We start from the raw sequence: 25,025 nt of genomic DNA, 5'->3' as shown, positions 1-25,025 counted from the left end.
CCCCCGGCGAAGGTGTCGGTGAACATCCGGCCGATGGTCGCCGCGGGGTTCGCGAAGAACCAGCCCGGAAGTCGCCACGGCTACCCCCAGCCATAGGTGCCCTGCAAAACGGTCCTGGGTGGACCACCTCAGCAGGGGCTCGGCGAACATGGCATCGGCCAGGACCGCGCCGGCGATCGCCCCCGCGATCTGCGCAGGAACGTATGCGGCGACATCCCCCGGCTCAGCCCGTCCCCGCTCCTCCGGCCGGTGAACCGTGCCGCGAGGGTGACCGCCGGGTTGAAGTACGCGCCGGAGACGGGCCCGAGGAGCGCGATCAGCACCGCCGGTCGAAGACCGTGGCCATCGAGTTGGCGAGCAGTTGGACCCCCCGCATCACGTGAGAGTGCGGCCGCCTGGATCCCGGAGCCGACGACCACCGCCACCAGGGCAGCAGTTCCCAGCGCTTCGGCGGCGATGCGCCGGCAGAGGGACGCGTTCACACGGATGCCGTCGCCGTTCCCCGTAGGGACGGGAAGCCGGCCAGGCGGTCGAGGGCGGTCGGCAGCACCCAGTAGTAGACCCAGGTACCGCGACGCTCGCAGTCGATGAGCCCTGCCTGCCGGAGGAGCTTCAGGTGGTGCGAGATCGTGGGCTGTGACAGGTCGAAAGCAGGCGTCAGCTCACAGACGCAGACCTGGCGTCGCCACCCTCCCGCGAAGCGATCATCGACATCAGCCGCAGACGCACCGGGTCGCCCAGGGCCTTGAAGATCTTGGCCAGGTCGGCCGCCTGCTCCTCGCCGAGAGGTGCCGTGGCCAGCCCCGCACAGCAAGCGCCCTCGTCGTCCTGGCCGAGGATCTTCCGATCTTGTTTCGACATACTTCTATGTTGACGTTTTTCGATCCAAGTCCCAAGCTTGAATCAACGAACGTCAATACAAGCCGTTCAGGGCACCGCCATGCCCAGTCACTCAGGAGCGATCCATGTCCGATCAGTCCACCGATCTACGGGAAACCGTCCGTCGGCGCTACGCGGCAGCGGCCGTGCAGGTCAGCGAAGGCGCCACCGCCTGTTGCGGTCCCCAGCCCGTCGAGGTCGACGAGAACTTCGGCTCGACCCTCTACGCCCCCGACGAACGCGAGACCCTGCCCGCCGAGGCCGTGGCCGCCTCCCTCGGTTGCGGCAACCCCACCGCCGTCGCCGCGTTGCGCGCGGGCGAACGCGTCCTCGATCTCGGCTCCGGCGGCGGCATCGACGTCCTGCTCTCCGCCCGCCGGGTAGGCCCCACCGGCAAGGCGTACGGCCTCGACATGACCGACGAGATGCTCGCCCTGGCCCTGGCCAACGCCGAGAAGGCCGGCGCGAGAAACGTCGAGTTCCTCAAGGGCACGATCGAGGCGATCCCCCTGCCCGCGAGCACCATCGACGTCGTGATCTCCAACTGCGTCATCAATCTGTCCACCGACAAGGCCGCGGTCTTCGCCGAGACCTACCGGGTCCTCAGGCCGGGCGGCCGGATCGGCGTGTCCGACGTGGTCGCCGACGACTCACTGACCCCTGCCCAGCGCGGGGAACGCGGCGACCACGTGGGGTGCATCGCGGGCGCCCTCTCCTTCGAGGAGTACCGCGCGGGTCTGGAAGCGGCCGGGTTCACCGACGTGGAGATCAGTCCGACGCACGCGGTCGCCGACGGCATGCACTCCGCGATCGTCCGCGCGTCCAAGCCGACGACTCCCCGGCCCGGTACCCGGACGAACGCGTCGGACGCCTCCTGCTGCGGAGTGGACGCCTGCTGCACCGACGCCGAGACGTCAGCGGATCCCACCGTCAGTGTCAGCGCGGCCAAGGCGGCATCGGGCTGCGGTTGCCTGGGCTGATCCGGACACGACCGAGCCCCCTCCCGGTCAAGGAGGGGGCTCAGAGGTTCACCGAAGCCGTTCTCCGGCAGCCGACGAGGCGCCTCAGTGACTGTGTCCGCTGACGGCCGCGTCCTTCTTGACCGTCAGCGGCAGCAGCTTCTTGCCCGTCGGGCCGATCTGGATGGAGGTGTCCATCTGCGGACAGACGCCGCAGTCGAAGCACGGGGTCCAGCGGCAGTCCTCGACCTCGGTCTCGTCGAGGGCGTCCTGCCAGTCCTCCCAGAGCCAGTCCTTGTCGAGTCCGGAGTCCAGGTGGTCCCAGGGGAGGACCTCCTCGTAGGTGCGCTCGCGCGTGGTGTACCAGTCCACGTCGACGCCGAAGGCCGGGAGGGTCTTGTCGGCGCAGGCCATCCAGCGGTCGTAGGAGAAGTGCTCGCGCCAGCCGTCGAAGCGGCCGCCGTCCTCGTAGACCGCGCGGATGACGGCGCCGATGCGACGGTCGCCGCGGGACAGCAGGCCCTCGACGATGCCCGGCTTGCCGTCGTGGTAGCGGAAGCCGATGGAGCGGCCGTACTTCTTGTCGCCGCGGATCTTGTCCCGGAGCTTTTCGAGCCGCGCGTCCGTCTCCTCGGCGGAGAGCTGCGGTGCCCACTGGAACGGTGTGTGCGGCTTGGGGACGAACCCGCCGATCGAGACCGTGCAGCGGATGTCGTTCGCGCCGGAGACCTCGCGGCCCTTCTGGATGACGCGGGTCGCCATGTCGGCGATCTGGAGGACGTCCTCGTCCGTCTCCGTCGGAAGGCCGCACATGAAGTACAGCTTCACCTGACGCCAGCCGTTGCCGTAGGCCGTGGAGACGGTCCGGATCAGGTCGTCCTCGGAGACCATCTTGTTGATGACCTTGCGCATGCGCTCGGAGCCGCCCTCGGGGGCGAAGGTGAGGCCGGAGCGACGGCCGTTGCGCGTCAGTTCGTTCGCCAGGTCCACGTTGAACGCGTCCACGCGGGTCGAGGGGAGGGACAGGCCGATCTTGTCCTCCTCGTACCGGTCGGCGAGGCCCTTGGCGATGTCGCCGATCTCGCTGTGGTCGGCGGAGGAGAGGGAGAGCAGGCCGACCTCCTCGAAACCGGTCGCCTTGAGGCCCTTCTCCACCATCTCGCCGATGCCGGTGATGGAACGCTCGCGGACCGGGCGGGTGATCATGCCCGCCTGGCAGAAGCGGCAGCCGCGGGTGCAGCCGCGGAAGATCTCCACCGACATGCGCTCGTGGACCGTCTCGGCGAGCGGGACCAGGGGCTGCTTGGGGTACGGCCACTCGTCCAGGTCCATGACGGTGTGCTTGGACACCCGCCACGGCACGCCGGACCTGTTCGGTACGACGCGGCCGATGCGGCCGTCGGGCAGGTACTCCACGTCGTAGAACGCCGGGATGTACACCGATCCCGTCTTCGCGAGGCGGAACAGGACCTCTTCGCGCCCACCGGGCCGGCCCTCCGCCTTCCACGCGCGGATGATCTCGGTCATGTCGAGCACGGCCTGCTCGCCGTCGCCGATGATCGCCGCGTCGATGAAGTCGGCGATCGGCTCGGGGTTGAAGGCCGCGTGGCCGCCGGCCAGGACGATCGGGTCGTCCACCGTGCGGTCCTTGGCCTCCAGGGGGATCCCCGCCAGGTCCAGCGCGGTCAGCATGTTCGTGTAGCCCAGCTCCGTGGAGAAGGACAGACCGAACACGTCGAAGGCCTGCACCGGGCGGTGGCTGTCGACGGTGAACTGCGGGACGCCGTGCTCCCGCATCAGCGCCTCCAGGTCCGGCCAGACGCTGTACGTGCGCTCGGCCAGCACGCCCTCGCGTTCGTTCAGTACCTCGTAGAGGATCATGACGCCCTGGTTGGGCAGACCGACCTCGTACGCGTCCGGGTACATGAGCGCCCAGCGGACGTCCGCGGACTCCCAGGGCTTGACGGTGGAGTTGAGCTCACCGCCCACGTACTGGATCGGCTTCTGCACATGCGGCAGCAGTGCCTCTAGCTGTGGGAAGACCGACTCGACAGACATCGCGGAGGTTACCTTCGTGAGCGGACGGGGGGTGACCATCTAGCGTAACGCCCCCGGAGACACCCCTCGCACGCCCAGTCGTCGGCAGCCCGCCGTCCTCACCGCCGTCCGGCCCGTCCTCACCACTCCTCACCGCCGTCCGGCCCGTCCTCACCGCTCCTCACTGCGTCAGGCCCGCCGTCAGTCGTCAGAGCCGTCAGTCGGCCGCTCAGAAGGGCAGGCCGTCGCGGATCTTCGCCCAGGTCGACGGCAGCGCCTCCTCCGCCAGCTCCGCCCGCCGTTCCTCCCTGCCGTACAGCACCCCGTACGTGAAGGCGCTCTCCCCCGGCGCCGCATGGGCCTGGTGGGCGAGGTCGCGCAGGGCCTCGCGGGCCATCACGCTGTCCTGGTGGTCGCCGAGGAGGGTCTGCAGGGACTTCATGTCCTTGACGAGGGCCTTGGCCGGCTTGCCCAGCAGGGGACGCGCCGCCTCGGCCGCGTACCGGGTGCGCTTGGTCTTCTTGCGGGCCTCGTGCATGGCGAGGTCGCGGTCGGTTCCGGCCGGCTGCGCCAGGGCCTCTTCCACCAGTGCCGCCACCTTGCCGATGTCCTTCCGGACCGCCTTGGTGATCACCTTCTCGGCATCGCCCTCGGCCGCCACGAGCAGTGGCGGGTTGGCGAGCACGGCGTCGAGGGAGGTCAGCAGGGCCAGGTACCGCGGTCCGTCCAGCGCGTCGATGAGCTCACGTCGGGGACCCGTGTGGCCGTCCTTCTGCGACCAGGCGCGCAGCCGTGCGTGGACCGGGCCGGTCACCAGGCTCTCGGGGAGCGCGTCCAGGGCCTCGGTGAGCCGTTCCGTCAGGACTTCCTGGTCACGGTCGACACCCAGCTCACCCGCGAGCCACTTCAGCTCCTCGCCGATCGGGTCCGTGACGGTCCGGTCGAGCACCTTCCCGTACGACTTGAAGGTGCTGCGCAGCCGGCGCGTGGCGACCCGCATGCTGTGGACGGAGTCGAAGACGTCCCGGCGGACGGCGGGATCGAGTTCGACGATCGCGTCGCGCTGGACGCGGATGTAGGCGAGGACGTGATCACCGGGGGTGACGGGCTTGCCCGGAGCCGCCGCCTCCGCCTTCTTCCGGTCTTTCTTCTTCCCCTTCCTGGGTGCCGTCTCGCGCAGTGCCCTGGCCAGTTTCGAGGGCGAGTCCGACGGCCGGACACCCGACTTGCGCAGTTTCTTGTCGACCTTGTCGAGGAAGGCCGGGTCGCCGTCGTCGGCGAGTTCGACCTCGATCTCGGACCACTGCGCGGTCCGGCCGTCCTCGGTGAGCCGCTCGGCGACCACGGCGTCGACGCTGACCTCGGCGAGGAGGGTGCCGTCCGCGTCGCGCAGATCACTGACGTCGCGTGTGGAGAGAAGACGGACCAGCGGGACCAGTTCGACGCCCCGGACCCGGGAGCGCACGAGTCCCGCGAGTTCGTCCGGCAGGGTGTCGGACAGCGGGGCCCGGATCTCGTCCCGCACCCCCGCGGAGACGGGGAGCTTCAGATGCCAGCCCGCGTCACTGCCGCCCGTGCGGCGGCGCAGGGTGATGGCGGCGGCGGCCAGGCGTTCGTCGGGGGTGTCGTAGTAGACGGCGTCCAGCTCCGCCACGCCCTTGTCGACGACCGTCGCAACCCCGGCCACACCGGTGAGATCGGGCAGGCCGCTCTCGTCGGACTCGTACTTCCGCTCGATCTCACGCTTGGTGTCCGCCATGAAATGAATCTAGTCCCCTTTCGGGCAAAGGGGCAGACCACCGTACTCCTGCGGCAGGACGGAAGCCTGCCCCCGGGAACCGTGCGGAGCCCTACGCGGACATCGGGCGCTCCACCCGGATGGACTGCAGCAGCCCCACCGCCACCCACACCGCGAACATCGACGAACCGCCGTACGACACGAATGGCAGGGGCAGTCCCGCCACCGGCATGATGCCGAGGGTCATTCCGATGTTCTCGAAGGACTGGAAGGCGAACCAGGCGATGATGCCGCCGGCGACGATCGTGCCGTACAGCTCGGTCGTCTCGCGGGCGATACGGCACGCCCGCCACAGGACGACTCCGAGCAGGAGGATGATCAGTCCGGCGCCCACGAATCCCAGCTCCTCCCCCGCCACCGTGAAGACGAAGTCGGTCTGCTGCTCGGGCACGAACTGTCCGGTGGTCTGCGAGCCCTTGAACAGTCCCGTGCCGAGCAGTCCGCCGGAGCCGATGGCGATGCGGGCCTGGTTGGTGTTGTAGCCGACGCCGGCCGGGTCGAGTTCGGGGTTGGCGAAGGCCGCGAAGCGGTTGATCTGGTACTCGTCGAGGACCCCGAGCTGCCAGACGGCGATCGCACCCACGGCGCCCGTGCCGATGAGGCCGAGGACCCACCGGTTGGACGCGCCGGAGGTGAGCAGGACGCCCAGGACGATGACGACCATGACCATGACCGAGCCGAGGTCGGGCATCAGCAGGACGATCAGTATCGGTACGGCGGCGAGGCCGAGGGCCTGTACGACCGTGCGGTGGTCGGGATGGGGTTTGTCGCCGGCGTCCACCCGGGCCGCCAGCAGCATCGCCATGCCGAGGATGATCGTGATCTTCACGAATTCGGAGGGCTGGAGCGAGAAGCCGCCGCCGATGACGATCCATGCGTGGGCGCCGTTGATCGTCGCGCCCAGCGGGGTCAGGACCAGCAGGATCAGCAGGACCGAGAGGCCGTACAGGACGGGTACGGCCGTGCGCAGGGTGCGGTGGCCGAGCCAGACCGTGCCGATCATCAGGGCGAAGCCGATGCCGGTGTTGAGCAGGTGCCGGAGGAGGAAGTAGTACGGATCGCCCTGGTTGAGTTCGGTGCGGTTACGCGTCGCCGAGTAGACGAGGGCTGCGCCGATCAGGGAGAGCGCGATGGCCGAGAACAGTATCGGCCAGTCGAGTCGGCGGGCGAGCGAGTCACGGGCGAACAGCCGGGTCCAGCCGGAGCGCTCGGGCCCGTACCCGGAGACGGAGAAGCTGTTGCCGGTCATACGGACCTCCTCCGCGTGTGCGCTCCGCCGGGGTTGCCGGGATACGCCGTCGTCGGTCGGCTTCGACGTCGTCGTGGCCGGTCGCGCTCCGCGGCGGGGCCGCATGGCGGTACAGCCCCGCGGTCCTTCGGGGCGCGCCCGCAGCCGGTACGCCGTCGCGCCGCCCGGTTGCCGCTGCCGCCGCGTGTGCTGACGATCGCCGGGGGGCCGTCGAAGGACACCGGCCGGACGGCAGGGCTGACGACGGGTCCGGCGGCAGGCCCGGCGGCGACGGTCTGGATGCCGTCCTCCGCGGCTTCCTTCTCGGTCTTCTTCGGCGGGTAGTTCTCCAGCTTGGGGCTGTCGATCGAGCCGTCGGACTCGATCTTCGGCAGACCCTTCTGCGGGGTGGGCAGCAGCGCGTTCTTCTTGTTGATCTTGCCGTCCTCGGAGACGCCGTACAGCGCGTTGTAGAGCTTGCGCACGGCGGGGGCCGAGGCGCCGGAACCCGTACCACCCTGGGAGATCGTCATGACGATCGAGTAGTCCTTGGTGTACGTGGCGAACCAGGACGTCGTCTGCTTGCCGTAGACCTCGGCCGTACCGGTCTTGGCGTGCATGGGGATCTTGTCCTGCGGCCAGCCCTGGAAGCGCCAGGCGGCCGTACCGCGGGTCGCGACTCCTTCGAGGGCTTCGTCTATCTCGTCGTGGGTCTTCTTCGTCATCGGCAGCTTGCCGTGCGACTTGGGAGCGATCTCCCGCACGTTCTTGCCGTCGGCGCTGATGACGGCCTTGCCGACGGTGGGGTCGTAGAGGGTGCCGCCGTTGGAGATGGCGGCGTAGATGGTGGCCATCTGGATGGGGGTGACGAGGGTGTCGCCCTGGCCGATGGAGTAGTTGACGGAGTCACCGGCGCGCATGCGGTTGCCTTCGAGGCAGTTCTCGTAGGCGATCTGCTCGGCGTACGTGCCGCCCTTCTTGCCGTACTTGCACCAGGCGTCCTTGTTGGCCTTCCAGTAGTCCAGCTTCCACTTGCGGTCCGGGATGCGGCCGGCGACCTCGTTGGGCAGGTCGATGCCGGTCTCCGCGCCGAGGCCGAACTGGTGAGCGGTCTTGTAGAACCAGTTGTTGGCGCCCTTCTTGGGCTTGATGCCGCCGTCGCGCTTCCACTCCTCGTGGGCGAGGCGGTAGAAGACGGTGTCGCAGGAGACCTCCAGGGCCTTGCCGAGGCTGATGGCGCCGTAGCCCCTGGACTCGAAGTTCTTGAAGACCTGGCCGCCGATCGAGTACGAACTGGAGCACTCGTAAGGGCCGTTGAAGGAGTAGCCGGCGTTCACCGCGGCGGCGGTCGGGATCGGCTTGAAGATGGAGCCGGGGGCGGACTGGCCCTGGATCGCGCGGTTCAGCAGCGGGTAGTTGGACTTCTTGCCGGTGAGCCTGGCGTAGTCCTTGGCGGAGATGCCGCCGACCCAGGCGTTCGGGTCGTAGTCGGGGTTGGAGGCCATGGCGACGACGCGGCCGGTCTTGGCCTCCATGACGACGACGGCGCCGGAGTCGGCCTTGTAGTTGGTGCCCGTGTTGCGGTCGTTCTGCTTGCGGGCCTCCTTCATCGCCTCGTTGAGTTCGTACTCGGCGATGCGTTGCACGCGGGCGTCGACGCTGGTGACCAGGTTGGCGCCGGGCCGGGCGGGATCGGCCTCGGCCTCACCGATGACGCGGCCGAGGTTGTCGACCTCGTAGCGGGTGACGCCGGCCTTGCCGCGCAGCTCCTTGTCGTACTGCCGCTCCAGGCCGGAGCGGCCGACCTGGTCGGACCGCAGATACGGCGAGTCGGTGTCCTGTGCCTTGGTGATCTCCTCGTCGGTGACCGGCGAGAGATAGCCGAGGACCTGCGAGGTCTTGGAGCCGCCGGGGCTGGCGTACCGGCGGACGGCCTGGGGTTCGGCGGTGATGCCGGGGAAGTCCTCGGAGCGCTCGCGGATCTGCAGGGCCTGCTTGGCGGTGGCCTCGTCGGTGATGGGGATCGGCTGGTAGGGCGAGCCGTTCCAGCAGGGCTGGGGCGTCTCGGAGTCGCAGAGGCGGACCTTGTCCATGACGTCCTGGGGCTTCATGTCCAGGACGCCCGCCAGCTTGGTGAGGACGGCCTTGCCGTCGTCGTCCATCTTCAGCAGGTCGGTGCGGGAGGCGGAGACGACCAGCCGGGTCTCGTTGTCGGCGATCGGCACTCCGCGGGCGTCCAGGATCGAGCCGCGCACGGCGGGCTGGACGACCTGCTGGACGTGGTTGCCGGAGGCCTCCTTGGCGTAGGCGTCGCCCTCGCGGATCTGGAGGTACCAGAGGCGGCCGCCCAGGGTGCCGAGGAGGGAGAAGACGAGGATCTGGATGATGACGAGCCGGATCTGGACCCGTGGGGTCCGTCCGGTCTCCGGGATGTTGGTCACTGCCTGTCTCCCCCTCTCAGTGCGTGTGCGGGCCGTGCGCGGAGTGCCGGTACGCGGAGTGCCGGTACATGGGGTACACCGCTCGGCTGTGATCGGTTCCCGAATGCCATAGCCCCGCGCTCACAGCCGCTTGACCCCCTTGATGCGTCCCGCCCTGGCCATCCGTGAGCGCGCGGCCCTGATACGCAGTCCCCCGCGCTGCTTGCCGATGCGCAGTCCGGTGCCGGAGGAGAGCCATCCGGAGGCGACGTCGGACGTCTTGGCGCCGCTGCCGGTCTCGGCGAGCGGGTCGTTGTCGGCGCGGCGGGCGAGCGCCATGACGCCGGGCACGACGAACGGCGCGAGCAGCAGGTCGTAGAGCGCGGCGGTGAACAGCAGGCTGGGCAGGCCGACGTGGCGGGCCGCGTCGTCGCCGACGAGGGCGCCGACACCGGCGTACAGCAGGGTCGCGCCGAGGGCGGCCACGACGACCACGGCCATGGGGCCGGTCGCCGACTTCAGCCGGCCCGTCTCCGGCTTCGCCAGCCCGGCGAGGTAGCCGATGACGCAGAGGACGAGGGCGTACCGCCCGGCCGCGTGGTCGGCGGGTGGCGCGAGGTCGGACAGCAGTCCGGCGCCGAAGCCGATGAGGGCGCCGCCGACGTGGCCGTAGACCAGCGCGAGGCCGAGCACGGTGAGGAGCACCAGGTCCGGTACGGCGCCCGGGAGATGGAGTCTGGCGAGGACGCTCACCTGGATCACCAGGGCGACGGTCACCAGGGTGGTGGAGAGCAGCATCCGGTTGAAGCGCATCAGGGGGTCAGCTCCTACTGTCCTACGTCTACTGCTCTTGCGGCTGTCCGTCGGCGCCTTCGGCGAGTTCGTCCGCGCCCGGGGTGACCGTCACCGTCACGGTCGGGGTGGGCGTGGCCTTCGGCCTGCTCGGCAGGACAGTGTCGCGCGGGTCCTTGCGGGGCGGCTGGACGACCACACCGACGATGTCGAGCTGGGTGAAGGAGACGAACGGCTTGACGTAGACCGTGCGGGTGAGGTCGCCGCCGGAGGGGTCGACGCGGGAGACGAGGCCGACCGGGACACCCGGTACGAACGGCTTGTCGGCCTGCGAACCGAAGGTGACGAGGCGGTCGCCCTCCTTCACCTTGGCCTTGCCGTTGAGGAGTTCGACGCGCAGCGGGCGGTCGCCCTGGCCGGAGGCGAAACCGAGTTCGTCGGTGGACTCCATTCGGGTGCCGACGGTGAAGTCGGGGTCGTTGGCGAGGAGCACGGTCGCGGTGTTCGGTCCGACGGTGGTGACGCGGCCGACGAGGCCGTCGCCGTTCAGGACGGTCATGTCGCGGGTGATGCCGTCGTCGCGGCCGATGTCGATGGTGACGGTCCAGGAGAAGCCCTGGGCCGCTCCTATGGCGATGACCTCGGCGCCCTTGATGCCGTAGCGGCCGTTCGCGGCGGTCTTGAGGATCTTGTCGAGCTGCTTGCTCCGGCTGCGGTTGCGGTCGTCGCTGCCGAGGGACGCCTTCAGTTCGGCGTTCTCCTTCTCCAGCGCGGCGAGCCGGTCGTGGCGGGAGCCCGAGTCACGGACAGCGCTTATGGCGTTGCCGATGGGGTCCACGGCGGTTGACACGCCGTCCTCGATCGGGCCGAAGACGGTGGCGGCTCCACGTCGGGCACCGTCGACCGGTGAGTCCTCCCCGCCGCGGATGTCGACCGTGATCAGCGCGAACGCGACGGCGACCAGCAGCACCAGGAGCAGCCGGCTCTCTCGTGTGTCCCTCACGTGCGGCGGCCGTGCCTTCCTCATAGGAATTCGACAGGATGGGGGGAATTCGGGTAGCCCCTGGGAATCCCGGGACGGGAACGACAGGGGCGCTTTGTGGGAGCTTATGCCTCGATATCAACGATCCGCCGCACGAGAGGAGAACGTCCCGTACGGCGGAATCGAAGTGTTACCTCATCTGCGGGGCTGGGCGTCGAGCACCTGCTGCAATGCCTCGAACTCCTCGACGCACTTGCCGGAGCCGAGCGCCACGCTGTCCAGCGGGTCCTCGGCGATGTGGATCGGCATTCCGGTCTCCCGGCGCAGCCGCTCGTCGAGACCGCGGAGCAGGGCGCCGCCGCCGGTCAGGACGATGCCGCGGTCCATGATGTCGCCGGAGAGTTCCGGCGGGCACTTGTCGAGGGTCGTCTTGACGGCATCGACGATGGCGTTGACGGGTTCCTCGATCGCCTTCCGCACTTCCGCGGCGGAGATGACGACGGTCTTGGGCAGCCCGGACACCAGGTCCCGGCCACGGATTTCGGTGTGTTCGTCAGCGTCGAGGTCGTACGCCGAACCGATCGTGATCTTGATCTGCTCGGCCGTCCGCTCACCGAGGAGGAGCGAGTACTCCTTCTTGATGTGCTGGATGATCGCGTTGTCCAACTCGTCGCCCGCGACGCGGATGGACTGGGCGGTGACGATGCCGCCGAGGGAGATGACCGCGACCTCCGTGGTGCCGCCGCCGATGTCCACCACCATGTTGCCCGTGGCCTCGTGGACCGGCAGGCCGGAACCGATGGCCGCGGCCATGGGCTCCTCGATGATGTGCACCTGGCGGGCGCCCGCCTGGGAGGACGCCTCGATGACGGCGCGACGCTCGACACCGGTGATGCCGGACGGCACGCAGACGACGACCCGGGGACGGGCGAGATACCGCCGCTTGTGGATCTTCAGGATGAAGTAGCGGAGCATCCGCTCGGTGATCTCGAAGTCGGCGATGACACCGTCCTTCAGCGGGCGTACGGCAACGATGTTGCCCGGCGTCCGCCCGATCATCTTCTTGGCCTCCGCGCCGACCGCGAGAATCCCACCGGTGTTGGTGTTGATCGCGACGACGGACGGCTCGTTCAGTACGATCCCGCGACCCCTGACGTACACCAGCGTGTTGGCGGTCCCGAGGTCGACAGCCATGTCACGGCCGATGAACGACATTGAGTTCCCCATCAGGATTCGTGTGGCCTTCCCCAGTGGAGCACTGACGGCTTTTGAGAGCTTTTCAGGCTTTTCGGGTCGGCGAAGTGGGTGCTGTGACGTGAAGGCTTACATCGTAGTCTCGCCCGCACGAACACTGCGCGAGGGTCTTCGCCATTGTGGGCATGCGATGCGCCGCCTCGCCTCTGGAGACGATCCAACGGGGGTGCGCGTTCCCCCGATCGCCGCGCGTATGCCGTTGTACGGCCGGATCCCGCACGGGATGGCTGGTCAACCGGGGTAGGCCGAGTGGGTGGTGGCCGAGTGTCACCAGCAGGGTAAGGGCGGCGGGGACGAGACTGATCACCGGCCCCCGCCGTCGGGCATGTCGCTACGCGCGCCCGGGGAAGAAGATCTTCACCTCGCGCTCGGCGGACTCCTCGGAGTCCGACGCGTGGATCAGGTTCTCGCGCACGATCACGCCGTAGTCACCGCGGATCGAACCGGGCTGCGCGGCGATCGGGTCGGTCGGGCCGGCCAGCGCCCGCACCCCTTCGATGACCCGCTCGCCCTCGACGATCAGCGCGACGACCGGCCCGGAGGCCATGAACGCGACGAGCGGCTCGTAGAACGGCTTGCCCTTGTGCTCGCCGTAGTGCTGCTCCAGCGTGTCCTGGTCCAGGGTCCGCTGCTCCAGCGCGGTGATCTGCCAGCCGGCCTTCCGCTCGATACGGCTGATGATCTCGCCGGTCAGGCCACGCCGGACGGCGTCGGGCTTGAGCAGGACGAGGGTGCGCTGGCTCACGGTGGTGGCTCCTTCAACTCACACGGGTGCGGAGCTCAGAGGCTACAGGGCGCGTCCGACCCGGTGTCACGCAGCGTCAGGAAGGCCGGGCCGCACCCCTGGACCCCGCCCCACCGCGGCCAGATCCTGTCCTCACCACACCTGCGCGGGCTCTCGCCCGGTGCGGCGGTCGGGCGCCCCCGCTCGGGCGCAGCCGACAGCAAGCCGGAGAGCAGGGGCGCCCGCAGGCGTCGCGTGGGGACGGGAAGGCGGCGGCAGGGCCTAGGAGGCTCCGGCCTCGGCGCCCGCCTGGGCCGCGAACCGGGCCTTCGCCTCGTCGACCTTCCGCCCGAAGTGGACCGACGCCCACCACAGGGCGGCGAAGACCGCACCCATGAAGAACATCGTCGGGACGACGAAACCGGAGAGGATCAGCGCGATCTGCAGGGCCCAGCCGAGCTGGACGCCGCCGGGCCGGGTGACGAGGCCGCACAGCAGGACGCACAGGAACATGGCGATGCCGCTGACCGTCCAGACCGTCGACATGGCCAGGTCCGGGTCCTTCATGGCGACCAGACCCGCGAAGCCGATCACGAAGAACTCACCGATCAGGGTCGAAGCACAGAGGGTACGCATCGTGGAACTCAGCCCTTCCCCAGCAGCAGCCGGGCTTCGCCTACGGTGATGACGGAACCGGTGACGAGGACGCCGCCACCCGCGAACTCGCCCTCCTCCTCGGCGAGCGTGATGGCCGCCTCCAGGGCGTCGGGCATCCGCGGCTCGACCTGCACCCGTTCCTCGCCGAAGACCTCGACCGCGATCCCGGCCAACTCGTCGGCGTCCATCGCCCGGTGGCTGGAGTTCTGCGTGATCACGACCTCGGCGAAGATCGGCTCGAAGGCCTCCAGGAGACCCCGGACGTTCTTGTCGCCGCTCGCGCCGACCACGCCGATGAGCCGGCTGAAGTCGAACGCCTCTCCGACGGCCTCGGCCGTGGCCCGCGCGCCGGCCGGGTTGTGGGCCGCGTCGAGCACGACCGTCGGCGACCGGCGGACGACTTCGAGACGCCCCGGTGACGACACCGACGCGAACGCCTTGCGGACCGTGTCCAGGTCGAGGGGTTCCGGACGCTGCGAGCCGACGCCGAAGAACGCCTCGACCGCGGCGAGGGCCACGGCCGCGTTGTGCGCCTGGTACGGGCCGTGCAACGGGAGGTAGACCTCGGGGTACTCACCGCCGAGCCCGCGCAGCGTGAGCATCTGCCCGCCGACCGCGACCTGCCGCGCCACGACACCGAACTCCAGGCCCTCCCGGGCCACCGTCGCGTCGACCTCCACGGCCTTCTTCAGCATCACCTGCGCCGCGTCCACCGGCTGCTGCGCCAGGATCACGGTCGCGTCCTGCTTGACGATCCCGGACTTCTCCACGGCGATCTCGGCGGGTGTCGTGCCCAGCCGGTCGGTGTGGTCGAGGTCGATGGGGGTGACCACGGCCACGTCCCCGTCGATGACGTTGGTGGCGTCCCAGGTGCCGCCCATGCCGACCTCGACGACCGCCACGTCCACGGGCGCGTCCGCGAAGGCGGCGTACGCCATGCCGGTCAGCACCTCGAAGAAGGAGAGCCGGTACTCCTGCGCCGCGTCGACCATCTCGATGTACGGCTTGATGTCCTCGTACGTCTCGACGAACCGCTCGGCGGAGATCGGGGCGCCGTCCAGGCTGATGCGCTCGGTGATCGACTGGACGTGCGGCGAGGTGTACCGGCCGGTGCGCAGCTCGAAGGCGCCGAGGAGGGCCTCGATCATGCGGGCGGTGGAGGTCTTGCCGTTGGTGCCGGTGATGTGGAGGGAGGGGTACGAGCGCTGGGGCTCGCCCAGGACGTCCATCAGGGCGGCGATCCGGGTGACCGAGGGCTCCAGCTTGGTCTCGCCCCAGCGGCCGGCCAGTTCCGTCTCGACCGCGCGCAGCGCCTTGTCGACGGCCGGGTCGGTGGGGCGGGCCGGTACGTCGGCCTGTGCCGCGCCGCCCTGGGCACGCAGGGTGCGGCTGCCGGCCTCGATCACCGCGAGGTCCGGATCCCGGTCGGTCTCCGCGGCGATGATCTCCTCGAACGGGTCGGTCGGGTCGGGCTGCGGGTCACTGCGTTCGCTCACGGGGCCAGTCTACGGACCGGGCGCCTGAGAGCTCGGGGGTACCCGCTGTAGGGCGACTGCGAGTGGTGGGTGGTTGCTCGCGCGGTTCCCCGCGCCCCTCGCGGGGCCCGGTCAGCGGAAGCCCCCGGTGCCCGGAGAGCACCAGGGGCTTCCGTCGGCCCACGAGGCGGGCTACGCCTGCGGCAGACGGTCCAGCTGGGCGGCGATGCGGGCGATGTCCTCGTCCGCCTTGGCGAGGCGGCCGCGGATCTTGTCGACCACCTGATCGGGCGCCTTCGCGAGGAACGCCTCGTTGCCGAGCTTGGCCGTGGCCTGGGCCTTCTCCTTCTCGGCCGCCGCGAGGTCCTTGGCCAGGCGCTTGCGCTCGGCGGCGACGTCGATGACACCGGAGAGGTCGAGCGCGACCTCGGCGCCCGCCACCGGCAGGGTCGCGGTCGCCGAGAAGCCCTCGCCCTCGGGCTGCAGGCGCAGCAGCTGACGGATCGCGGCCTCGTGCGGTGCCAGGGCCGTACCGTCGAGCGTGAGGCGGGCCGGGACGCGCTGGCCGGGCTGGAGGCCCTGGTCGGCGCGGAAGCGGCGGACCTCGGTGACGACCTGCTGGACCAGCTCGATCTCGCGCTCGGCGGCGTCGTCGCGGAAGCCGCCCGGTGCGTCGGCACCAGGAACGGACACCGCCTTGGGCCAGTCGGCGATGACGAGGGACTCGCCGCCGGTCAGCGTCGTCCACAGGGTGTCCGTGACGAACGGGACGACCGGGTGGAGCAGGCGCAGGGTGACGTCGAGGACCTCACCCAGGACCCGCTTGCTGACCTCGGCCGGCTCGCCGCCCGCCTGGAACGTCGTCTTGGACAGCTCGACGTACCAGTCGAAGACCTCGTCCCACGCGAAGTGGAACAGGGCGTCGCTGAGCTTGGCGAACTGGAAGTCCTCGTAGTACGCGTCGACCTGCGCGACCGTCTCGTTGAGACGGGCGAGGATCCAGCGGTCGGTCGCCGAGAGCTTCGACGCCTCCGGGAGCGGGCCCTGGACCGTCGCGCCGTTCATCAGCGCGAAGCGGGTGGCGTTCCAGATCTTGTTGGCGAAGTTGCGGGAGGCCTGGACCCAGTCCTCGCCGATCGGGACGTCGGTGCCCGGGTTGGCGCCGCGCGCGAGGGTGAAGCGGAGCGCGTCGGAGCCGTACTTGTCCATCCAGTCGAGCGGGTCGACGACGTTGCCGAAGGACTTCGACATCTTCTTGCCGCGCTCGTCGCGGACCAGGCCGGTCAGGGCGATGGTCTTGAACGGGACCTCGCCGTCCATGGCGTAGAGGCCGAACATCATCATCCGGGCGACCCAGAAGAAGATGATGTCGTGGCCGGTGAGCAGGACGTCGGTGGAGTAGAACTTCCGCAGGTCCTCGGTCCGTTCGGGCCAGCCGAGCGTGGAGAACGGCCACAGGCCGGAGGAGAACCAGGTGTCCAGGACGTCGGTGTCCTGGGTCCAGCCCTCGGCCTCGGTGCCGGGCGGCTGCTCGTCGGGGCCGACGCAGACCGTCTCGCCGTCCGGGCCGTACCAGACCGGGATGCGGTGGCCCCACCACAGCTGGCGCGAGATGCACCAGTCGTACATGTTGTCGACCCAGTCGAAGTAGCGCTTCGACATGTCCTCGGGGTGGATCTTGACCCGGCCGTCCCGGACCGCGTCGCCGGCCTCCTTGGCGAGCGGCCCGACCTTGACCCACCACTGCATGGACAGCCGCGGCTCGACCGTGGTCTTGCAGCGCGAGCAGTGGCCGACGGAGTGGGTGTACGGGCGCTTCTCGGCGACGATCCGGCCCTGCGAGCGCAGCGCGCCGACGACGGCGGAGCGGGCCTCGAAGCGGTCCTGGCCGAGGAAGGGGCCGTGGACGGTGATGACACCGTGCTCGTCCATGATCGTCATGGACGGCAGGTCGTGGCGCTGGCCGATCGCGAAGTCGTTCGGGTCGTGCGCCGGCGTCACCTTGACGGCGCCGGTGCCGAACTCGGGGTCGACGTGGGTGTCGGCGACGACCGGGATGGAACGGTCGGTGAGCGGCAGCTTGATGAGCTTGCCGATGAGGTGCTTGTAGCGCTCGTCGTCCGGGTGGACGGCGACGGCGGTGTCGCCGAGCATCGTCTCCGCGCGGGTGGTGGCGACGACGAGGGAGTCGTCCCCTTCTCCGTACCGGATGGAGACCAGCTCGCCGGCGTCCTCCTGGTGCTCGACCTCGATGTCGGAGATCGCGGTGAGACAGCGCGGACACCAGTTGATGATGCGCTCGGCGCGGTAGATCAACTCGTCGTCGTAGAGCCGCTTGAAGATGGTCTGGACGGCCTTGGACAGCCCTTCGTCCATGGTGAACCGCTCGCGGTCCCAGTCGACTCCGTCGCCCAGCCGGCGCATCTGGCCGAGGATCTTGCCGCCGTACTCCTCCTTCCACTGCCAGACGCGCTCGACGAACTCCTCGCGCCCCAAGTCGTGGCGGGACTTGCCCTCTTCGGCGAGCTGCTGCTCGACCTTGTTCTGCGTGGCGATGCCGGCGTGGTCCATGCCGGGGAGCCACAGCGACTCGTACCCCTGCATGCGCTTACGCCTGGTGAGGGCGTCCATGAGGGTGTGCTGGAAGGCGTGCCCGAGGTGCAGGCTGCCCGTGACGTTCGGCGGCGGGATGACGATGGTGTACGCGGGCTTGTCGCTCTTGGCGTCTGCCGCGAAGTAACCACGCTCTACCCAGCGCTCGTACAGCGCCCCCTCTACATCGGCCGGCGCGTACTGGGTCGGCAGATCGGTGGCGGGCGCTGGAGGCTGCTGCTGAGCGTTCTCGGTCACCCGCCCAGTTTAGGGGTGTCACGGGGTGGTCCCGAAACTCGATTCTTCCGTAACGGTGTGACCCCCGATGCGTGCGACCCACCGGGATTGCGCCAGGATGTCAGGAACACATAAGTATCTGGAGGGGAACCCAGACCATGAGTTACAACCAGCCGGGCCCATACGGTGGGCAGCCCCAGCAGCCCGGCCCGTACGGTCAGCCGGGCGGCCAGCCGGGCCCCTACGGCCAGCAGCCGCCGCAGGCCGCCCCCCAGCCCGGCTACGGCTACCCCCAGCAGGCGCCGCCGGCGCAGCCGGGTTACGGGTACCCCCAGCAGGCCCCCCAGGGCGTTCCGCCCCAGACGCCGCCGTACGGCCAGCCCCAGGCCCCGTACGGCCAGCAGCCGTACCCGACCGTGCCCCAGCCGCCGGTGCCCTCGGGCGGCGGCAAGAAGGTCGGCATCATCCTCGGCGCGGTCGCCGTGGTGGCGGCGGTCGCGGTGGGCGCGTACGTCGTCCTCAGCGGGAGCGGGGGCGCAGACATCGCGGACGACGGCCCGCACAAGCTGACTACGCCGGCGACTGTTCTGGGGGACTACACGAAGAACGACAGCGGCGGCGGCGCCCTGTCCGACAGCGACGTGGAGGACGCCAAGAAATGGGGGGTGACCGACCCCAAGGATGTCAGCGCCTCGTACGTGTCCGGCAACAAGGACAACCCGCTGGCGCAGAAGCAGCTTCACTTCAGCGGCGTCTACGGTGAGATCGAGGACCCCGAGAAGGTCGTCGACGCCATGCTGGAGCACATGCAGTCCGAGTCCGGGAAGGACGACGACGTGAAGGTCACCATGGTCGGTGACCCGAAGGCGTACGACTCCGCCGAGGGTGCCGTCCTCAAGTGCCAGGATGCCAAGATGGAGCCGAGCGACGGCAACACGAGCGGCGGCCCCAGCGTGATGAACCTGTCGTTCTGCGTGTGGGGCGACTACAGCACGGTCGGCATGGTGATGCCCATGGACATGGCGAGCATCATGGCCGAGAAGGCGACAGACCAGTCCGCGGCCGCCGACACCACGGCGAAGCTGCGCGAGGCGGTCCGAGTCAAGGCCTGATCGCCACCGACTCCAGGACCGGACCGCACCGGTGAGCATGACGGCTCGGCACCTCGAAGTGAGGGCCGAGCCGTTTTCTTCGGCGTGGCAACTTCCAGGCACAGGGAACGTCGTGACGTCCTGGTCGGCGCCCGCCGACCAGGACGTCACCCCATCAGGCGCGGCTGCATGCCACCTGCGCGTGCGCATTCGAGACCCGGATCTCTATGAGCCTGAGCAGGCAGTTGGGATTGGGCGTCGTCGCTGGCGGCGAGAAGATCGCGCCGTAACTGCAAGCCGCCCTGACCCTGGGGCCGATCACATAGCCATGGTTGCCGAGGTAGTTCACGCAGCGTGCCTGCGACGCATGTGCCGGTGCGGCCGTCACCAGCGGCACGACGCCCGCTGCGGCCACCACACTCATCACTGCCACAGCTCTTCTGAGCTTCATCGCCTTCATCGAGCAGCCTCCCGTTTTCACGTGCGCCATCGCTCGAACTCGACGCGGACAAGCGATCGGCGTGGTCGGGTCCGACTAGATCATGAGAGCAGATGGGTTCCAAGGCTTTGGCATGAACCTGGCGTGTTTCCTTCGGCCGGGCAGCCATCCGTGCGACAAAGGGTGCCCGGCGCATCGCTGCGCCGGGCACCCTCGTGTCAAGTGCGTGGAAGCGGCGCGAGTTACGCCGTCTTCTGCTCCCCCGGACCCCGCCCCCGCGCATCACGCGGGATCAGGGTCGGGTTGACGTTCGAGCGGACCACGTCCGCCGTGATGACGACCCGGGCAACGTCCTTGCGGGACGGGACCTCGTACATGACCGACATCAGGACTTCCTCCATGATGGCGCGCAGGCCGCGCGCGCCGGTCTGGCGGAGGATGGCCTGGTCGGCGATTGCTTCGAGGGCCTCGCGCTCGAAGTCCAGCTCCACGCCGTCGAGTTCGAACAGGCGCTGGTACTGCTTCACCAGCGCGTTGCGCGGCTCGATGAGGATCTGGAGCAGCGCCTCGCGGTCCAGGTTGTGGACCGAGGTGATGACGGGCAGACGGCCGATGAACTCCGGGATCATGCCGAACTTGACCAGGTCCTCCGGCATGACGGCCTCGAACTGGTCCTTGGACTCCAGCTCGCGCTTGGAGCGGATCGTCGCGCCGAAGCCGATGCCCTTGGCGCCGGCCCGGGACTCGATGATCTTCTCCAGGCCGGAGAAGGCGCCGCCCACGATGAACAGCACGTTCGTCGTGTCGATCTGGATGAACTCCTGGTGCGGGTGCTTGCGGCCGCCCTGTGGCGGGACCGACGCCGTGGTGCCCTCCAGGATCTTCAGCAGGGCCTGCTGGACGCCCTCGCCCGACACGTCACGCGTGATGGAGGGGTTTTCACTCTTCCGCGCGACCTTGTCGATCTCGTCGATGTAGATGATCCCGGTCTCGGCCTTCTTGACGTCGTAGTCGGCCGCCTGGATGAGCTTCAGCAGGATGTTCTCGACGTCCTCGCCGACATAGCCCGCCTCCGTCAGCGCGGTCGCGTCCGCGATCGCGAACGGGACGTTCAGCATGCGCGCGAGGGTCTGGGCGAGGAGGGTCTTGCCCGAGCCCGTGGGGCCCAGCAGGAGGATGTTGGACTTCGCCAACTCGATGGCGTCCTCGCGGCTTTGGCCGCCGCCGTTCTCACCGGCCTGGACGCGCTTGTAGTGGTTGTAGACCGCCACGGAGAGCGCCTTCTTGGCGGCCTCCTGGCCGACCACGTAGCCCTCGAGGAACTCGTAGATCTCGCGGGGCTTCGGGAGTTCCTCCCAGCGGACCTCACTGGTCTCCGCGAGTTCTTCCTCGATGATCTCGTTGCAGAGGTCGATGCACTCGTCGCAGATGTACACACCGGGCCCTGCGATGAGCTTCTTGACCTGCTTCTGGCTCTTGCCGCAGAACGAGCACTTGAGCAGATCGCCGCCGTCACCGATGCGTGCCACGGTGTGCTTCCCCTTCGCCTGGGAGTCGACTGGACGATTGGAATCCAGCGGCTCCTGGTGCTGCCTTATGTCGACGGTACCTTGCCGGGCCCCCCGTTCGGGCCCCCCTTGGCACGGTTCGCTTTGACGTGCACCTTGTCGTGCACTGGGTCAAACGGTGCCAACCATGCCAAGGGGCGGCAGACGATACATCCTTTTCGCGGTCAGCGGACGCTGTTGTTGTTCATCTTGCGCGTGGAGATGATCTGGTCGATCAGGCCGTACGACAGCGCGTCCTCGGCCGTGAGGATCTTGTCGCGCTCGATGTCCTCGCGGATCTTCTCGATCGGCGTGGTGGAGTGCTTGGCCAGCATGTCCTCCAGCTGGCCGCGCATCCGGAGGATCTCGTTGGCGGCGATCTCCAGGTCGGAGACCTGGCCGCGGCCCGTCTCGCTGTACGGCTGGTGGATGAGGACGCGCGCGTTCGGCAGGGCCATGCGCTTGCCCGGCGTACCGGCGGCGAGCAGGATCGCGGCGGCGGAGGCCGCCTGGCCCATGCAGACCGTCTGGATGTCCGGCTTCACGAACTGCATCGTGTCGTAGATCGCGGTGAGCGCCGTGAAGGAGCCGCCGGGGCTGTTGATGTAGACCGAGATGTCCCGGTCGGGGTCCATCGACTCCAGGCACAGCAGCTGCGCCATGACGTCGTTGGCGGAGGCGTCGTCGATCTGCACCCCGAGGAAGATCACCCGCTCCTCGAAGAGCTTCGCGTACGGGTCGTACTCGCGGATGCCCTGCGAGGTGCGCTCGACGAAGCGCGGGATGACGTAACGGGACTCGGCCGTCGGGCCCGAGTACTGGGAGCGTGCGCCGTCGAAGAGGCCGCTGCCGGGGAAGTCGTTCACTGTGGTCTCCTGGGAGCCTGAGAGGGGCTGAGGCGGTCGGCTGGGGGCTTCGCGGGGGTGAGGGTGGCGGCGGGTGCCGTCACTCCTGCCCGGCCCCGGTGCCGCCGCCGCCCGGCATACCGGCGGCCGTGGGGATCACGTCGTCGATGAGGCCGTACTCCTTGGCCTCGAAGGCGTCGAACCAGCGGTCACGGTCCGAGTCACGGGTCACCTGCTCGACGGTCTGACCCGTGTGCTGGGAGGTGAGCTCCGCCATGCGCTTCTTGGTGTGCAGCAGCCGCTCGGCGTGGATCTTGATGTCCGAGGCCGAACCGGCCAGGCCGGCCGAGGGCTGGTGGATCAGGATCTCGGCGTTCGGCAGCGCGAAGCGCTTGCCGGGGGTGCCCGCGCTCAGCAGGAACTGGCCCATCGAGGCCGCGAGGCCCATGGCGATGGTCACGACGTCGTTCTTGATGAACTGCATCGTGTCGTAGATCGCCATGCCGGCCGTGATGGAGCCGCCGGGGCTGTTGATGTAGAGGTAGATGTCCTTGTCGGGGTCCGCGGCAAGGAGCAGCAGCTGTGCGGTGATCTTGTTGGCAATGTCGTCGTCGACCGGCTGGCCGAGGAAGATGATCCGCTCGCCAAGCAGCCGGTTGTAGACCTGGTCGCCGAGGCCACCACCGATGGAAGGCTCGCCGGCGGCTGAGGGCATCAGATTCGTCACGTATCCACCTGCTCGTCTTACGACGGCGCCGGGCCGTCTTCACGTTTCCCTTCCGGGGACCGGGCCGTTAGCCGACAGCCCAGCCCTCGTCTTCATGGACCCTAACGCGGTGGCTCCGCCGGTGAATCCCGCAAAGGGAACTGTTCGCTGTCAGCGCATGCGTGTGCGCTCCGCTGATGGGGCGGGCATTGGTGACCCCCGGCTGGCAAAGGGGCGCGGAGAACTGCGCGACCGGCCCTCCACAAGCCGCAGACGCGTCTGCCACGCCGGACGGATCGGCGAGTGCGGCTTGTACGTGGTTGCTCGCGCAGTTTCCGCGCCCCCAAAGAGCGGGCCCCCGGGTCAGAAGTGACCCGGGGGCCCGTTCGAGCCTGCTGTTCGCGGAGCGATCAGGCCTCGGGGGCCTTCTCCTCGGCCTCGGCGGCGGCCGGGGCTTCCTCGGTGCTCTCGGCGGACGCGTCCTCGTCCTCCTCGTCGTCCAGGTCGACGATCTCGCCGTTGGTGTCCTTCACCGTGGCGGACTCCACGACCAGGGCCAGGGCCTTGCCGCGGGCGACCTCGCCCACGAGGAGCTGGACCTGGTTGTTCTGGACGACGGCCTGGGCGAACTGGTCCGGGGACATGCCGGAGGAGGCGGCGCGGCGCATGAGGTGCTCGGTGAGCTCCTCCTGGTTGACGTTCAGCTTCTCCTTGGAGACCAGCTCGTCGAGGACGAACTGGGTCTTGATGCCCTTGACGGCCGCTTCCTTGGTCTCGGCGTCGAACTCCTCGACCGTCTTGCCCTGGATCTCCAGGTACTTCTCCAGGTCCAGGCCCATCTGGCCGAGCTGGTGGTGCTCCAGGTTGTGCTTGCGGGTGTTGATCTCGTCCTCGAGCAGCTTCTCGGGGACGGGCACCTCGACGATCTCCAGGAGCTTCTCCAGAACGCGCTCCTGGGCCTGGGTGGCCTGGTCGTACTGCTTCATGTTCTCCAGGCGCTTGCGGCTGTCCGCGCGCAGCTCCTCGAGGGTGTCGAACTCGGAGGCGAGCTGGGCGAACTCGTCGTCCAGGGCGGGGAGTTCACGGGCGGCGACCTGGGAGACCTTGACGGTCACCTCGGCCTCCTTGCCGGCCGCCGAGCCGCCCTTGAGCTCGGAGGCGAAGGTGGCCTCGCCACCGGCCTCCAGGCCCTTCACGGCGTCGTCGATGCCGTCCAGCAGCTCGCCGGAGCCGATGGTGTAGGAGACGCCCTCGGCGACGCCGTCCTCCAGGACCTCGCCGTCGACCTTGGCCTCCAGGTCGAGCGTCACGACGTCGCCGTCCTCGGCGGCACGCTCGACCGGGGAGGTGGAGGCGAAGCGCTCGCGCAGCTGCTCGACCGCCTTCTCGATGTCCTCCTCGGTGACCTCGACGGCGTCGACCTCGACCTCGATGCCGGAGTAGTCCGGGATCTCGATGGCCGGGCGGACGTCGACCTCGGCGGTGAAGTTCAGCGTCTCGCCGTCCTTCAGCTCGGTGATGTCGACCTCGGGCTGGCCCAGGACGTTGAGCTCGGCCTCGTTGACCGCGTCCGTGTAGAACTTCGGGAGCGCGTCGTTGACGGCCTCCTCCAGCACCGCACCACGGCCGAACCGCTGGTCGATGACACGGGCCGGGATCTTGCCCTTGCGGAAGCCCTTCACCGTGACCTGCTGGTTGATCTTCTTGTACGCCGCGTCGAGGCTGTCCTTGAGCTCCTCGAAGGGCACCTCGATGCTGAGCCGAACCCGGGTCGGGTTCAGGGTCTCCACGGCGCTCTTCACGGTTCGGTCTCCTTGGGGGCTGACTTCTTGGGGTTCTGCTGACGTCCCCCACCGGTGCGGCGGGGCTTCAGCGGATTAGCGGCCCTTGAGAGACGTGAGAGTGCAGACACACGGGCGCGCAGCTTGCATAGTAACCGCAGGCGGTACACGCCCCAAAAGGCGATCTTGCCGGTGGCGGGCACGCCCTTGCGGCGCGGTGGTCGGGGTGGCGGGATTTGAACCCACGGCCTTCCGCTCCCAAAGCGGACGCGCTACCAAGCTGCGCCACACCCCGTCTGGTGCGACACGTAGGGTACATGCCCGCAGGCCATGGGGTTGCCGCATTTACCGAGTGCGCGGGCGCGCACGACGGCGGACGACGGACACGGCCGGGAAGGGGTGTGCGGCGGTGGCGCCGGACCCGCTACGATGCCTTCTGTGCCGCGGTCGCCCGACCTGCGGCGCGAGCTGTGCGGGCGTAGCTCAATGGTAGAGCCCTAGTCTTCCAAACTAGCTACGCGGGTTCGATTCCCGTCGCCCGCTCCACCGGCCTCCGGCCCGGTCCGAGGAGTTCCCTCGGAC

General features: G+C 69.0%; 19 protein-coding genes, 2 tRNA genes and 1 pseudogene. 3 read left to right on the top strand and 19 right to left on the bottom strand.

All coding sequences use genetic code 11. The features are described from left to right. Window positions 1-128: 128 nt before the first annotated feature. Window positions 129-419 carry a hypothetical protein gene (locus tag ACFU5F_RS35330; RefSeq protein ID WP_383896467.1) on the bottom strand — a complete coding sequence of 97 codons (291 nt, stop codon included), beginning with the start codon at window positions 417-419 and terminating at the stop codon, window positions 129-131. Window positions 420-478: 59 nt separating this feature from the next. Further along, window positions 479-861, bottom strand: a pseudogene (locus tag ACFU5F_RS35325) (ArsR/SmtB family transcription factor). A gap of 104 nt (window positions 862-965) precedes the next feature. Between ACFU5F_RS35325 and arsM the strand changes: the two are divergent. After that, window positions 966-1,859 carry an arsenite methyltransferase gene (gene arsM / locus ACFU5F_RS35320; protein ID WP_383896447.1) on the top strand — a complete coding sequence of 298 codons (894 nt, stop codon included), beginning with the start codon at window positions 966-968 and terminating at the stop codon, window positions 1,857-1,859. A gap of 84 nt (window positions 1,860-1,943) precedes the next feature. On the opposite strand, the gene ACFU5F_RS35315 is transcribed toward arsM, so the two are convergent. The 11 genes from ACFU5F_RS35315 to ACFU5F_RS35265 all read right to left on the bottom strand — a co-directional run bounded on the left by ACFU5F_RS35315 (window position 1,944) and on the right by ACFU5F_RS35265 (window position 18,055). Further along, window positions 1,944-3,896 (bottom strand): TIGR03960 family B12-binding radical SAM protein, encoded by a 1,953-nt coding sequence (locus tag ACFU5F_RS35315; RefSeq protein WP_383896445.1) that lies wholly within the window; start codon window positions 3,894-3,896, stop codon window positions 1,944-1,946. A 208-nt stretch (window positions 3,897-4,104) separates the two neighbouring features. Beyond that, window positions 4,105-5,634, bottom strand: a complete 1,530-nt coding sequence (locus tag ACFU5F_RS35310; protein ID WP_383896442.1) for a CHAD domain-containing protein — start codon at window positions 5,632-5,634, stop codon at window positions 4,105-4,107. Window positions 5,635-5,725: 91 nt separating this feature from the next. Further along, complete coding sequence (gene rodA / locus ACFU5F_RS35305; protein WP_383896439.1) at window positions 5,726-6,922, bottom strand: rod shape-determining protein RodA; 1,197 nt, start codon at window positions 6,920-6,922, stop codon at window positions 5,726-5,728. Further along, window positions 6,919-9,342, bottom strand: a complete 2,424-nt coding sequence (gene mrdA, locus ACFU5F_RS35300) for a penicillin-binding protein 2 (protein WP_383896436.1) — start codon at window positions 9,340-9,342, stop codon at window positions 6,919-6,921. The genes rodA and mrdA overlap by 4 nt, the downstream gene beginning before the upstream one ends. Window positions 9,343-9,462: 120 nt before the next feature. Beyond that, window positions 9,463-10,134: a rod shape-determining protein MreD gene (gene mreD / locus ACFU5F_RS35295; protein WP_383896434.1), complete on the bottom strand. Its 672-nt coding sequence runs from the start codon at window positions 10,132-10,134 to the stop codon at window positions 9,463-9,465. A gap of 28 nt (window positions 10,135-10,162) precedes the next feature. Continuing rightward, window positions 10,163-11,116, bottom strand: coding sequence for a rod shape-determining protein MreC (mreC, locus tag ACFU5F_RS35290; protein ID WP_383896431.1), 954 nt, complete (start codon window positions 11,114-11,116; stop codon window positions 10,163-10,165). 174 nt (window positions 11,117-11,290) lie between these two features. Continuing rightward, window positions 11,291-12,310 (bottom strand): rod shape-determining protein, encoded by a 1,020-nt coding sequence (locus tag ACFU5F_RS35285; protein ID WP_004931372.1) that lies wholly within the window; start codon window positions 12,308-12,310, stop codon window positions 11,291-11,293. 370 nt (window positions 12,311-12,680) lie between these two features. Further along, on the bottom strand, window positions 12,681-13,094 hold the full coding sequence (ndk, locus tag ACFU5F_RS35280; RefSeq protein ID WP_005479351.1) for a nucleoside-diphosphate kinase: 414 nt from the start codon (window positions 13,092-13,094) through the stop codon (window positions 12,681-12,683). A 261-nt stretch (window positions 13,095-13,355) separates the two neighbouring features. Then, window positions 13,356-13,709 carry a DUF4233 domain-containing protein gene (locus tag ACFU5F_RS35275; protein WP_383896427.1) on the bottom strand — a complete coding sequence of 118 codons (354 nt, stop codon included), beginning with the start codon at window positions 13,707-13,709 and terminating at the stop codon, window positions 13,356-13,358. Between the two features lie 8 nt (window positions 13,710-13,717). After that, the gene (locus ACFU5F_RS35270; RefSeq protein ID WP_383896424.1) at window positions 13,718-15,226 is read right to left on the bottom strand and encodes a bifunctional folylpolyglutamate synthase/dihydrofolate synthase; all 1,509 of its coding nucleotides are present in this window, start codon (window positions 15,224-15,226) and stop codon (window positions 13,718-13,720) included. Window positions 15,227-15,397: 171 nt separating this feature from the next. Beyond that, a complete protein-coding gene (locus ACFU5F_RS35265; protein WP_383896421.1) occupies window positions 15,398-18,055 on the bottom strand; it encodes a valine--tRNA ligase in 2,658 nt (885 codons plus the stop codon). A gap of 137 nt (window positions 18,056-18,192) precedes the next feature. Here ACFU5F_RS35265 and ACFU5F_RS35260 point away from each other — a divergent pair, with 137 nt between their 5' ends. After that, window positions 18,193-19,146: a hypothetical protein gene (locus tag ACFU5F_RS35260; protein WP_383896418.1), complete on the top strand. Its 954-nt coding sequence runs from the start codon at window positions 18,193-18,195 to the stop codon at window positions 19,144-19,146. A gap of 154 nt (window positions 19,147-19,300) precedes the next feature. On the opposite strand, the gene ACFU5F_RS35255 is transcribed toward ACFU5F_RS35260, so the two are convergent. From ACFU5F_RS35255 to ACFU5F_RS35230, 6 genes are all read right to left on the bottom strand, one after another. Then, window positions 19,301-19,585, bottom strand: a complete 285-nt coding sequence (locus ACFU5F_RS35255) for a hypothetical protein (protein ID WP_383896416.1) — start codon at window positions 19,583-19,585, stop codon at window positions 19,301-19,303. Window positions 19,586-19,806: 221 nt separating this feature from the next. Then, entirely contained in the window at window positions 19,807-21,093 is a 1,287-nt protein-coding gene (clpX, locus tag ACFU5F_RS35250; RefSeq protein ID WP_013003579.1) for an ATP-dependent Clp protease ATP-binding subunit ClpX, read from the bottom strand. A 203-nt stretch (window positions 21,094-21,296) separates the two neighbouring features. After that, the gene (locus ACFU5F_RS35245) at window positions 21,297-21,977 is read right to left on the bottom strand and encodes an ATP-dependent Clp protease proteolytic subunit (RefSeq protein WP_383896413.1); all 681 of its coding nucleotides are present in this window, start codon (window positions 21,975-21,977) and stop codon (window positions 21,297-21,299) included. 79 nt (window positions 21,978-22,056) lie between these two features. Continuing rightward, the gene (locus ACFU5F_RS35240; protein ID WP_383896464.1) at window positions 22,057-22,671 is read right to left on the bottom strand and encodes an ATP-dependent Clp protease proteolytic subunit; all 615 of its coding nucleotides are present in this window, start codon (window positions 22,669-22,671) and stop codon (window positions 22,057-22,059) included. 401 nt (window positions 22,672-23,072) lie between these two features. Next, window positions 23,073-24,464, bottom strand: a complete 1,392-nt coding sequence (tig, locus tag ACFU5F_RS35235) for a trigger factor (RefSeq protein WP_383896410.1) — start codon at window positions 24,462-24,464, stop codon at window positions 23,073-23,075. Window positions 24,465-24,661: 197 nt separating this feature from the next. Further along, a tRNA-Pro gene (locus ACFU5F_RS35230) sits at window positions 24,662-24,738 on the bottom strand. 177 nt (window positions 24,739-24,915) lie between these two features. On the opposite strand from ACFU5F_RS35230, the gene ACFU5F_RS35225 reads away from it, so the two are divergent. Further along, window positions 24,916-24,989, top strand: a tRNA-Gly gene (locus tag ACFU5F_RS35225). The last annotated feature ends 36 nt before the right edge of the window (window positions 24,990-25,025 follow it).

The sequence above is a fragment of the Streptomyces sp. NPDC057438 genome (assembly GCF_042802995.1).
In the GTDB taxonomy this organism is placed as follows: domain Bacteria; phylum Actinomycetota; class Actinomycetes; order Streptomycetales; family Streptomycetaceae; genus Streptomyces.
Note: the sequence above shows the minus strand (reverse complement) of the source record. Positions and strands in the feature narration are given on the sequence as shown.